Source organism: Sphingobium boeckii (assembly GCF_014199215.1).
Taxonomy (GTDB): Bacteria; Pseudomonadota; Alphaproteobacteria; order Sphingomonadales; family Sphingomonadaceae; genus Sphingobium_A; species Sphingobium_A boeckii.
This window is the reverse complement of sequence record NZ_JACIJC010000001.1, coordinates 234,410-245,000: the sequence shown is the minus strand read 5'-3', so window position 1 is coordinate 245,000 and position 10,591 is coordinate 234,410. Positions and strand designations below refer to the sequence as shown.

Below are 10,591 nucleotides of genomic sequence, written 5' to 3'. Positions count from 1 at the left end.
CAGTTTCAATTTTCGCGATTCGGGCAGCATGTTTCGATTCGGTGCCGCGGTGCTGCTCACGCAATTCTTCTGGATCGTGCAGAGCAATGCCGATGTGTTCATCGCGGGGCGCTGGCTGACCCCGCATCAATTGGGCATCTATGCCGAAGCGCTGTTCCTGACGCAGATCTTCGCGACGAAATTCGTGCCGCCGCTCAATGATGTCGCCTTCCCCGCTTATTCGCGCCTCCAGCATGACCGGGCGGCTTTCTCCTGGGCCTTCACCAAGGCGCTGCGAATCATCATGCTGGCGACCCTGCCGCTTTATGTCGGCCTGGCGGTGACGGCCGAACCGGTCGTGCTCACGCTCTTCGGCGCGAAATGGGCGGAGATGGTGCCGCTGGTGCGGATCATCGCCTTCGCCATGCCGTTCCTCACGCTCCAGATCCTGTTCGCCCCCGCTACCAATGCGATCGGCCGGCCGGGGATCAGCACCTGGATCACGGGCGCGGGCGCGGTGATCATGACGATCGCCTTTCTGATCGGCGTGCGATTCGGCGCGACGGGGCTGGCATGGGCATGGCTGACCGGCTTTCCGCTCTATGCGGGGGTGGCCTGCATGATGTCGCTACCCGCGATCGGTGTAAGCTGGCGGGCACTGGGCGGATCCATCGCGCCGGGGCTGTGCGCGGCGGCGGCGATGGGCGCAATCGTCTGGGGCCTGGATCGGCTGCTCCCCGCGATGGCGCCATATATACGCCTGCTTCTGCTCGTGAGCGCAGGGGGAGTGAGCTATATCGCCTTACTCTATATAGGCGCACGCCAGACACTGGATGAAATCCTGCACCTGGCGCTCCGGCGGACACCGCCGGGAACGCCTGAGCGCTGACCTTCAACTGCCCTGAATATAGTCCCGCATCGCATTGGCCTCGCTCTCGATCCGGTCCATCCGGTGCTTCACCAGATCGCCGATCGAAACGAAGCCGATCAGCGCGCCGCCCGAGACCACCGGCAGATGCCGAATCCGCCGCTTGGTCATCAGCGAGAGCGCCCCGAGGACGGACTGGCCCGGATCGACGGTGACCGCCGGCGCGGTCATCACCTCCGAGACCGCGCGATCGAGCAGCGCATGGCCTTCGCGCTGCAGCCCGTAGATCACATCGCGTTCGGAAAAGATGCCAAGCACCGCGCCGCCATCCACCACCGGCAGCGCCCCGATCCGCTTTTCGGCCAGAAGCTTGATCGCCGTGCCGACACGTTCATCCGCCGCGATCGTGATCACGTCGAAATCATGGGCTTCAACTATATTGCCTATTGTCATGGCGCCTCTCCGATTATTGTCGAGCCTTGCTTGATGTTCCCATGAGTTGCGGACAAAGGGAAGGGCATGAGCGCCGAAAAACCCGATCTTTCCGATCCGGAATATGCGCGGTTCGCCTGGGGCCGCTATTGGCGGCTGATGCGCTGGATGGCGCTGGCGGCCGCGATCGCCGTGGGCGCTGCGGTCGGCATATTGCGCGCCACGTATGGACCGCTGCCGATCCACATGCTGATCGCGACGATCTTGGGCGTCGGGCTCACCGTGCTGCTGGGCACCGCGCTGATGGGACTGGTGTTCCTCAGCGCCGGCAGCGGCCATGACGAGACCATTCAGGATTATTCGGAAGGACCGGACAGATGAATTCAGATTGCCCCCCGGAGCCGGTGCTGCGCGTGGCCCCCCGGCCCGCCGACATAAATTCCAATGGCCATATCTTCGGCGGCTGGGTGCTGAGCCAGATGGACATCGCCGGCGGCATCGTCGCCGCGCGCACCGCGCAGGGCGCAACGGCGACCGTCGCAATCGAAGCGATGGCGTTCATCGCGCCCATCCATATGGGCGATGTGATCTCGGTCTATGCGAATGTAGAGCGGCGCGGACGCACCTCCATGGGGATCAAGATCGAGGTGATCGCCAGCCGCGGCCCGCGTGAGGACAAGGTGAAGGTCACCGAAGGGCTGTTCACCTTCGTCGCGCTGGATGAGAATCACCGGCCAAGGGCGCTGCCGCCCGTCTAAGATAGCGGTGCTAACGCCGCGGCGGCTTGATCTTGTAGCTCAGCGTGACCGCGCCATTGGCGGGGACGGTCACGCGCCATAGCGGCAAGCCATCCTTGCGGCCCAGCTTTTCGCTCGAATCCAGGATCTTCGCGCCATCGGGCAGGACGAATTGCGCCTCGACCAACTGGGGCGCAGCGCTGTCGCTGGTGATCGTCGCCTCCGCCCGCGTGGTATCCCCGCGCTTGTTCACCTGCAGAATGACGTGATTCATGTTCACGCCCGGTGCCGTTCCGAGCTTGAACTCCACATCCTCGTTCACCGCCAGATCCCGCAGGCTGGTCTTGCCCGCCAGCAGCATCCGCCCGGCACCCGGCGCAAACAGCTCGACCGTGCCGGACGGGAGGGCGAGGCCGAGATGATTTGCCTTGTCATTCCGGGTTTTCAGAATGCGCTGACCCGGCTGGATGTCATGGGAGGTGAAGGGTTCGACCATGAACCGCACCAGCGATTCGACGGGGATCCCCTTCTGATCGATCATCGCCACCTGCTTCTGCGATTTGGCGGCCACGGTCACGGGTTCGGGAATACGATAGAGCTTCAGATCACCCAATTCTTCCTGCTGCGCCACCATCCGCGCATCGGCGCGGGAACCCGTGACCACGATTTCCATCGCCGGGGACATCATGGCCATGGGCGCGGGCGGCGGCGGCGGGCTGGGAAAGTCATTCTCGCCATAGAGATCTTCGGCGCTCCGCTCCGGGATATCGCTGGTCGTCCCCCGCGGCCAGCAGCTCAGCCGTAGCATCGGGACGGGCGGCGCAGGGCTGGCATTGGCCGTCGTCCGGTTCAATTTCCCTGCAATCGTATTGGTGTTGGCGTTGACGAAGCTCTGCCCCGTCGCATTGGCGAGCGTCGCCCAGGCAAACAGATCCATCGTCGCACCGTCGGGCGCCAGTTCAGCCACGTAATTCGCCGCCCAATCGAATCCGCCCGCCAGATAGGAAAGCGTGACCGTGGCGCGCGCGGGCCGATCGCTGATGGTCAGCACGGACAAGACCGGCTTGTCGGAAAGGCCTTCCGGTATCTTGTCGAATAGCAGCGCCTCTGGAAGCCCCGTGCAGCGCAGCGCCTCCACGCCGCCCGCCCCTTCGATCACCACCCCGCCATTCGGCCCGGCCCTCACGATCGCGTCTTCCTCGCGCACCGCGCCCGTCGCCAGGATGGTCCGCCGGACCGAGACGCGCTTGCCGATCGCGAAATCCATCAGCGCGGCGGGCGAAAGCACCGCCGCATCGCGATTCTTCTGCTTCACGCCGCCGGGCAAGCCCGTGACGATCGCGCTTTCCGCCAGAATGCTGTCCGCCACGCCCTCGAAGCGGATCTGCGCTTCGCCTTGCGGAATATCGATCGTCCGCGTCTCGGTGATCAGCGCGAAGCCATTGGGCCACCAGCGATTGATCCCGCCCTCGCCACGATCGGGATCACGGTAGACGCTCACGCTGACGCCATCGGGCGCTGGCGATGTCACCGCGACCTGCGCCAGCAATGGCGCGGGGAGCAAAAGAGCAAGAAGGATTAGGAGCCGCATGGGCCGCGCGCCCGCGCTTAGAAACGCGTGTCGAACGTGACGGTCACTTCGGTCTCGCCATTGGCGGGCACCGGCACGGTCCACTCCATCCGGTCCGCCGAGACCCGCTTGCCCTCGATGCTTTGCGCCGCAACGCGGGTGTCCCCCCACAGACCATCCTGCGCCAGATCGACCGTGACAGGTTCGTCGCGCGCATTGCTCACGATATAGCGCATGGCCGTTTTCCAGCGGAGCTTGCCCACTTTCTCCCGCAATTCGACGATGGATTTCACCTTCACGTCAAACGCTTCGCCCGTGGGAATCGCCAGTTCCGAACCCATCGGCGTATGCCCGATATTATTTTCGCCGATGAATTGCGGCGTGCCTTTGGCGTCGCGGATATAGACGCGCACCGTGCCCGCCGGAAGCTGATCGCCCAGCCCGCCTGCGCGCGCGCTGGTGAATTTCAGCACCGTCGCGGCGCTTTGCGGATTGGCGCTGTTGGCCAGCCATTCGTTGACGAACTCATAGGCCTTGCGCGCCGGCACCGCCTTCACATCGAGAAAGCTGACCTGTTTGGTCTGCTGGTTCGCGATCGTGGTGCGCGCCGCCAGCGGATAGAGATAGAAATCGCCCAGCCGCGCGCGATCATTGCTCTCCGTGCCGGCCCGGCGGAGATTGGGATTACCGCCTGAATAGCCACCGCCATTGTAGGGATCGCCGGCGACAAGCAGCGTTTCGGCATTGTTATAAGTGACGCCGCTATTGTTGGTGAGCGTGATCCAGCCCTGCACGTCGATCCCGCCCTTGGCTTCATCGAACAGGGCGACATAATCGGATTTCCAGCCCAGCCCGCCGGTGAGATAGGTCAACCGCGCCGGGCGCGGACCCGCTCGGTCGCTCTCCACCGTGACGGACAGCGTCGGCCGCGCGCGGAGGTTCTCAGGCACCTTGTCAAAGATCACGCGCACCGGCAGCCCGTCATCGCGCAGCACTTCGATGCTCTGGCCGATCTGGAGGACGACGCCGCCATTGGCCGCGAGCACCTTCGCGCGGACATTCTCTTCCTTGCCGGTGGCGGGATTGGTGCGGATCAGCGTGACCGTCTGGCCGACCGCTTTCTCCATCAGCTTGGCGGGCGTGAGCAGATCGAAATCGAAATTCTGTTCGATGATGCCCAGATCGGCCGCCACCAGGGTCGCGGTCTCGGGGCGGATGCGTGCGGAGACGTCGGGAAATTCCTGACGGACGCGGCCATCGGGAAAGTTGATCTGTCGCGTATCCTGCACCAGCGCGATATCATTATTATAGATGGTGATCGCGATATCGCCCTGCGCGCTCTGCGCCATCGCGCTTGCAGGCACAAGAAGTGCGGCCAACGCCAGTGATTTACGCATGATCCCCCCAGACAGGTTTATACGCACCTTGATGCCTCAAGATTATGACGGAACGAAGCTGAAACTGATCCGGGCACCAATAAAAAGGGCGGCCCCTTTCGGAACCGCCCTGAATATTCTGGTTGCGAGCGGGTTTCAGCTCTCGGCGGGTGCCTCGGCATCCGCAGTCTTGCGCGGACGGCGGACGCGAGGGCGCGGCGCGACAGGCGCTTCGGCTTCCACCGGCGGCGCGAAGGAAGGCGGCAGGCGATCGGCAATGCCGATATCCTCGGCGGCGTCCACCACATTGCCATTGGCTTCCGGGCCATTGGCTTCCGGAGCCGGCGTGCGGCGCGCGCGCGGACGGCGTTCGGGACGCGCCTCGCTGACGGCCTCGTCACGCGGTTCCGGCCGTGCTTCAGCGCGCGGCTCTGCGCGTTCGGCGCGGGCCGCGGGGCGGCTTTCGGCACGGGGTTCGGGCGCAAACGCCTCCTGCTGATCGCGATTCTGGTCGCGCGTGTCGCGGCGTGGCTGGCGTTCCCGGTCCGGAGCACGATCCGGCGCGCGGTCTTGGCCACGCTCCTGATTGCGGTCCTGGCCGTTACGCTCCTGTCCGTTGCGATTTTGATCGCGCTCCGGATTGCGGTCGCGCTCCTGATAGCGGTTGCGGTTGCGATCGCCGCGGGGTTCGTCCTGAATTTGCTGGGACTGGCCATCCTCGCCATCGGCAGAGTCGTCGGCGCGGAAATCCTCGCTGCCGTCGTCATCGAAATCCTGATTCTCGTCGCGCGGGCGGCGGGGCTGGTTTTCTTCGAAGCGGGCGCGCGTTTCGCTCACCACGCGGAAATAATGATCCGCGAACTGGAGATAATATTCGGTCATCACGCGGTCACCCTGCATCTGGGCGTCACGCGCGAGCGTCTTATATTTCTCGAGCAACTGGGCGGCATTGCCGCGGGCACGGTTGTCGATGCGGCTACCCTGATCCGAACGGCCCTGACCGCCCTGTGGGCGCTGCTGGCCGCCACGGCCGCGACGACGGCCGGACTGCTGACGATTATTTATCAAGTTACTGATATCCTTGGCTCTGGCGTAAAATCCTGCACGCTCCCGGCATTACGGATGCTGCCCCTGTCCGCCAGCCGCGCAGCCCAAAAGGCGCGCCCTGACTTCTGCCACAGCCGCCTGTTTCAACGACATCATGACTTTGGGGGCAGGTAACGGCAAATCTGCTGAATTATGCGGTGATTTGCCCGTCCCTTCCCCTCATCTAGCGGTCCCCAAGGCAAACGCCAAGGAAAAATCGCACTCACCGGTGATAGAGCAATATCGCCCGATCCCGCCCCGCCAGATCGCAGCGGCTTTCGATATCGAGGCCGGTCGCGGCGAACAGCGCGGTGACGGCGGCGCGCTGGCCCGATCCGATCTCCACCGCCGCCATCCCCCCCGGCGCGACGATCGCGCCAAGCTGACCCGCCAGGATGCGATAATCATCCAGCCCGTCCGCCCCCGCAAACAGCGCCTGATGCGGCTCATAGGCAGCGACATCGCGCGGCAGCACAGTGCCCGTTTCGATATAGGGCGGATTGGCAAGGACCAGATCGAAGCGCGCATCCACGCCCTCGGCCCAGTTGCCCAGGCGCAGTTCGGCACGAGACGCCATGCCCAGCGCCGCGACGTTCGTGCGCGCATAGGCCAGCGCCTCTTCGGAGATATCCACGCCCAGCCCGGTTGCTTCGGGCCATTCAGCCAATGCGGCGAGCAGCAACGTGCCCGGCCCGGTGCCCAGATCGAGGATCGTGCGCGGCCCCTTCGCCCCGAAGTGATCAAGCGCGGCCTCGATCAGCGTCTCGCTATCGGGCCGCGGCACCAGAGCACCGGGGCCGACCTTCAGCGTGATCGACCAGAAATCGCGCGTGCCGGTGATATAGGCCATGGGTGCGCCCCGCCGCCGCCGCGCGACCAGCGCTTCGAAGCCATCCGGCGTCACCGCATCGCGCAGCGTGAGCAGCAAGGTTTCGCGCGCGATCCCCAGCGCATGAGCCATCAGGATTTCGGCGTCGAGCCGGGGCGTATCGCTGGTATCGCCGAGTTGGGCGGCCGCCTGACGGATGGATTCGGATGCGACCGTCGTCATCCGGGACTTGATTCGGCAGCCAGCCCAGCAAAAAATCCGTCATTGCGAGCGCAGCGAAGCAATCCAGCGGACTGTCCAGCGTCGCTGGATTGCTTCGCTGCGCTCGCAATGACGGGCGTCTGACCGCTCATACGCAGGATCGGATCCGGCCTGAACTGGCAGGCGCTTCACCCATCCAGATTCGCCAGGCGCTCCGCCTGATCCTCGGCGATCAGCGCGGCGACGAGTTCTTCCAGCCCCGGCCCTTCCAATATCTCGGGCAGGCGGTGCAGCGTCAGATTGATGCGGTGATCGGTCACGCGGCCTTGCGGGAAATTATAGGTGCGGATGCGCTCCGAACGATCGCCGGACCCCACCATGGATTTGCGCGCGCCCGCCTGCTCGCCCGCAATGCGCGAACGCTCCTGCTCGTAAAGCCGGGCACGCAGCACCTTCATCGCCGCGGCCTTGTTCTTATGCTGCGACTTCTCATCCTGCTGCGTCACCACCAGCCCGGTGGGCAGATGGGTGATGCGCACCGCGCTGTCGGTGGTGTTCACATGCTGGCCGCCCGCGCCTGACGAGCGATAGACGTCGATCCGCAGATCCTTATCCTCGATATGCACGTCCACATCCTCGGCCTCGGGCAGCACGGCCACGGTGGCGGCGGAGGTATGGATGCGCCCGCCCGATTCGGTGACGGGCACGCGCTGGACGCGGTGGACCCCGCTTTCGAACTTCAGATGCGCGAACACGCCCTGCCCGTTCACGCTGGCGATCACTTCCTTGTAGCCGCCCACGTCAGCGGCGCTGGCGGAGATCAATTCCACCTTCCAGCCGCGGGTTTCGGCATAGCGCGAATACATGCGGAAAAGATCGCCCGCGAACAAAGCCGCTTCGTCCCCGCCCGTACCGGCGCGAATTTCCAGCACCGCGGGCTTAGCGTCCGCAGCGTCCCTGGGCAGCAGCGCCAGTGCCAGTTCGCGCTGGGCCTGCTCCAACCGCGCCTGGTTTTCGAACAATTCCTCCGACGCCATTTGGCGCAGTTCCGCGTCGCCATCCTGAGTCATATGCTGCAGGCTGTCTGCCTCCGCACGCAACCGCCGTACCTCGCCCGCTGCGCCCGCGACCGGCTCGATCTCGGCATATTCCTTGGACACGGCGACGAAGCGATCGGACGGCAGATCCCCCGTCGCAAGCATCGCCTGCAACTCATCCCGCCGCGCCTCGATCGCGGCAATGCGCTCGGCGGAGATGGAGGTCATTCGTTGGACAAAGGCTGGAGAACCGCGTCGATCGAGAAGCCGTCCTGCTCATGTTGATGACGCAGAACCTTAAATCCTCGCTCCAGTGAATTTAATGTCAGCTCTTTTAGCTCCGAACCCGCTGGGGCGGCACTGCCCAACTCATTCACCCGAATGAGAAGACCACGCGCCTCTGCAGGGCCTGTATCCGAGTAACGCACGACGACTCTGCCCTGCGAGCCGCGCTTAGTGGCAAGCTCAAATCTTCGCTTCGCATTTCCTCGGTATGCCGTGTCCACGGCAATACCCGCCCGCCTCAGAACGCTTGTGACCGCGATAGCTCCTGCTTCTGCTTCTGGGGTGTCAGGAATCACGGTAAGGAAAGGGACTTCTGCCTCAGGCTCATCGATCAGCATTGCCAGCCGCTCAACCCCAGCCGCCCAGCCCACGCCCGGCGTCTCGGGACCGCCTAGCGAACCGATCAGACCATCATAGCGGCCGCCCGCCAGCACGGTGCCCTGCGCGCCCAACCGGTCCGTTACAAACTCGAAGGCGGTGTGCCGATAATAATCCAGCCCGCGCACCAGCCGGGCATTGCGCGTCCAGGCCACGCCCGCCGCATCCAGCCCTGCCGTCACCGCCGAGAAGAATGCCGAAGCCGCAGGCGTCAGATAGGCGTCGATATCCGGCGCGCTGTCCGCGATCGGGCGGTCGCGCGGATCCTTGCTGTCCAGGATGCGTAGCGGATTCTTTTCCAGTCGCGCCAGACTGTCTTCGGACAATTCACCCCGATGCGCCTCGAAATGCGCCACCAGCGCTTCGCGCCACGCATCGCGCGTTTCCGCGTCACCCAAAGTATTGAGCTGCAGCGTCACACCATCGGCGATGCCCAGTTCGTGCAGAAGCTGATCGGCGAAGACGAGCAATTCCACGTCGGCAGCGGGCTCTGCCGCGCCGATGATCTCCGCATCGATCTGGTGAAATTGGCGAAAGCGCCCCTTTTGCGGGCGCTCGTAACGAAACACCGGCCCGGAGGTCGCCAGCTTCAGCGGGGTATATTGCCGCCAGCCCTCGGTGAGGTAGGCGCGCGCGATTCCGGCGGTAAATTCCGGCCGCAGCGTGATCGAATCACCGCCGCGATCCTCGAACGTATACATCTCCTTGGACACCACATCGGTGGTCTCGCCCAGCGAACGCGCGAAAACCGCGGTCGATTCGAACACGGGGATATCCACGCGCTGGAAGCAATAGAGACGGCGCACCTTCTCAAAGGCTTCGAGCACGCGCGCGAAACGGCGCTGCTCGTCCCCGAAGATATCCTGGGTGCCACGGATGCGATTGGGTGTGTTTCCGGCCATGATGCTGCGCTCTCTAGTGAAGAGTTCGCCAAATCGCCAGCGTGCGTGAGAAAGGGGTGGCCGGTAGCTCCGAGGGGGGTCTCTTTACACGGCTTGCGGAGGAACGTGTCGCGACCGGCCATCGCCTGAATGGCAACCCATCGTTGCCACAGGATTTCAGCCATGTTTCAGCATTTGTCCTAGCATGACCGAGCGCGCTACACATCCGGCGATGAAACATCCCGAACGCATCCCCATCGGCAACCGTATCGCCCCATGGCGCTTCATCCTGTTCGGCATCCTGCTGTGCGCAGCCATCCCCGCTGCGGCCGCGCTGATGGACTGGCGTCATGCGGTGCTTGCCGGATTCGATGCGGCGGCTATCGGCTTCCTTCTTTCGATCGTCTCGCTGTTCAGGGTCGATGCTCAGGCCATGCGGACCCAGGCACAGAATAATGATGCGAATCGCTTCGGCCTGCTGCTGATCACCGCCACGATCAGCCTGGTCGTGCTGGTGACGATCGCATCGGTGATGCTCGATCGTGCCGCGCCCGACACTGCCGCGATCGTGCTGATCATCGGCACCTTGCTGATCGCCTGGATCTTCGCCAACACCGTGTTCGCGCTGCATTACGGGCATCTCTTCTATCTGCCTCACGGGAAGAAGGATCAGGGCGGGCTCGATTTTCCGGGGACGATCGAGCCGGATTATTCCGATTTCCTCTATTTCAGCTTCACGCTGGGGATGACCTTCCAGACATCCGACGTCACGGTGAGCGGGCGGCACATGCGCCGCATCATGCTGCTGCAAAGCATCGCCGCCTTCATCTTCAACATCGGCATCCTGGCCTTCACCATCAACGCGCTGGGCAGCTAGGGCGGCGGCCAAAAGGGGCTTCACATCGCTGCGCCTTGGCCTAAACTTCGTCGGA

Annotated in this window: 11 protein-coding genes (1 of these 11 only partly in view); 4 read left to right on the top strand and 7 right to left on the bottom strand. The window is 64.1% G+C overall.

Translation table 11 applies throughout. The annotated features are described in order from the left end of the window. Window positions 1-868, top strand: partial view of a lipopolysaccharide biosynthesis protein gene (locus FHS49_RS01255; protein ID WP_184014503.1) — the 3' portion only. The gene continues 629 nt to the left of window position 1, outside the view; 868 of the gene's 1,497 nt are visible here — the last part of the coding sequence; its start codon lies off the left edge, out of view; the stop codon is at window positions 866-868. A gap of 3 nt (window positions 869-871) precedes the next feature. On the opposite strand, the gene FHS49_RS01250 is transcribed toward FHS49_RS01255, so the two are convergent. Then, window positions 872-1,300, bottom strand: coding sequence for a CBS domain-containing protein (locus FHS49_RS01250; RefSeq protein ID WP_184014502.1), 429 nt, complete (start codon window positions 1,298-1,300; stop codon window positions 872-874). 66 nt (window positions 1,301-1,366) lie between these two features. Here FHS49_RS01250 and FHS49_RS01245 point away from each other — a divergent pair, with 66 nt between their 5' ends. Both FHS49_RS01245 and FHS49_RS01240 read left to right on the top strand, forming a co-directional pair. Beyond that, the gene (locus FHS49_RS01245; RefSeq protein ID WP_184014501.1) at window positions 1,367-1,660 is read left to right on the top strand and encodes a hypothetical protein; all 294 of its coding nucleotides are present in this window, start codon (window positions 1,367-1,369) and stop codon (window positions 1,658-1,660) included. Further along, window positions 1,657-2,037: an acyl-CoA thioesterase gene (locus FHS49_RS01240; RefSeq protein ID WP_184014500.1), complete on the top strand. Its 381-nt coding sequence runs from the start codon at window positions 1,657-1,659 to the stop codon at window positions 2,035-2,037. Before FHS49_RS01245 ends, FHS49_RS01240 begins: the two co-directional genes overlap by 4 nt. A gap of 10 nt (window positions 2,038-2,047) precedes the next feature. Here the strand turns inward: FHS49_RS01240 and FHS49_RS01235 are convergent, their stop codons facing one another. From FHS49_RS01235 to hisS, 6 genes are all read right to left on the bottom strand, one after another. Further along, window positions 2,048-3,607, bottom strand: coding sequence for a DUF4139 domain-containing protein (locus FHS49_RS01235; RefSeq protein WP_184014499.1), 1,560 nt, complete (start codon window positions 3,605-3,607; stop codon window positions 2,048-2,050). Between the two features lie 17 nt (window positions 3,608-3,624). Beyond that, a complete protein-coding gene (locus tag FHS49_RS01230; protein WP_184014498.1) occupies window positions 3,625-4,983 on the bottom strand; it encodes a DUF4139 domain-containing protein in 1,359 nt (452 codons plus the stop codon). A 135-nt stretch (window positions 4,984-5,118) separates the two neighbouring features. Then, on the bottom strand, window positions 5,119-6,030 hold the full coding sequence (locus tag FHS49_RS01225; protein ID WP_184014497.1) for a DUF4167 domain-containing protein: 912 nt from the start codon (window positions 6,028-6,030) through the stop codon (window positions 5,119-5,121). Window positions 6,031-6,271: 241 nt separating this feature from the next. Beyond that, entirely contained in the window at window positions 6,272-7,099 is an 828-nt protein-coding gene (gene prmC, locus FHS49_RS01220; RefSeq protein WP_184014496.1) for a peptide chain release factor N(5)-glutamine methyltransferase, read from the bottom strand. 167 nt (window positions 7,100-7,266) lie between these two features. Next, window positions 7,267-8,343, bottom strand: coding sequence for a peptide chain release factor 1 (gene prfA, locus FHS49_RS01215; RefSeq protein ID WP_184014495.1), 1,077 nt, complete (start codon window positions 8,341-8,343; stop codon window positions 7,267-7,269). Further along, window positions 8,340-9,680, bottom strand: coding sequence for a histidine--tRNA ligase (hisS, locus tag FHS49_RS01210; RefSeq protein WP_246350181.1), 1,341 nt, complete (start codon window positions 9,678-9,680; stop codon window positions 8,340-8,342). Before hisS ends, prfA begins: the two co-directional genes overlap by 4 nt. Before the next feature lie 184 nt (window positions 9,681-9,864). On the opposite strand from hisS, the gene FHS49_RS01205 reads away from it, so the two are divergent. After that, window positions 9,865-10,536: a DUF1345 domain-containing protein gene (locus FHS49_RS01205; protein ID WP_246350178.1), complete on the top strand. Its 672-nt coding sequence runs from the start codon at window positions 9,865-9,867 to the stop codon at window positions 10,534-10,536. The last annotated feature ends 55 nt before the right edge of the window (window positions 10,537-10,591 follow it).

Coding starts and splice junctions, on each gene's coding strand:
- FHS49_RS01240 (WP_184014500.1), top strand. CDS start 1,657: ATGAATTCAGATTGCCCCCCGGAGCCGGTGCTGCGCGTGGCCCCCCGG.
- hisS (WP_246350181.1), bottom strand. CDS start 9,680: ATGGCCGGAAACACACCCAATCGCATCCGTGGCACCCAGGATATCTTC.
- prmC (WP_184014496.1), bottom strand. CDS start 7,099: ATGACGACGGTCGCATCCGAATCCATCCGTCAGGCGGCCGCCCAACTC.
- prfA (WP_184014495.1), bottom strand. CDS start 8,343: ATGACCTCCATCTCCGCCGAGCGCATTGCCGCGATCGAGGCGCGGCGG.
- FHS49_RS01250 (WP_184014502.1), bottom strand. CDS start 1,300: ATGACAATAGGCAATATAGTTGAAGCCCATGATTTCGACGTGATCACG.
- FHS49_RS01245 (WP_184014501.1), top strand. CDS start 1,367: ATGAGCGCCGAAAAACCCGATCTTTCCGATCCGGAATATGCGCGGTTC.
- FHS49_RS01205 (WP_246350178.1), top strand. CDS start 9,865: ATGACCGAGCGCGCTACACATCCGGCGATGAAACATCCCGAACGCATC.
- FHS49_RS01235 (WP_184014499.1), bottom strand. CDS start 3,607: ATGCGGCTCCTAATCCTTCTTGCTCTTTTGCTCCCCGCGCCATTGCTG.
- FHS49_RS01230 (WP_184014498.1), bottom strand. CDS start 4,983: ATGCGTAAATCACTGGCGTTGGCCGCACTTCTTGTGCCTGCAAGCGCG.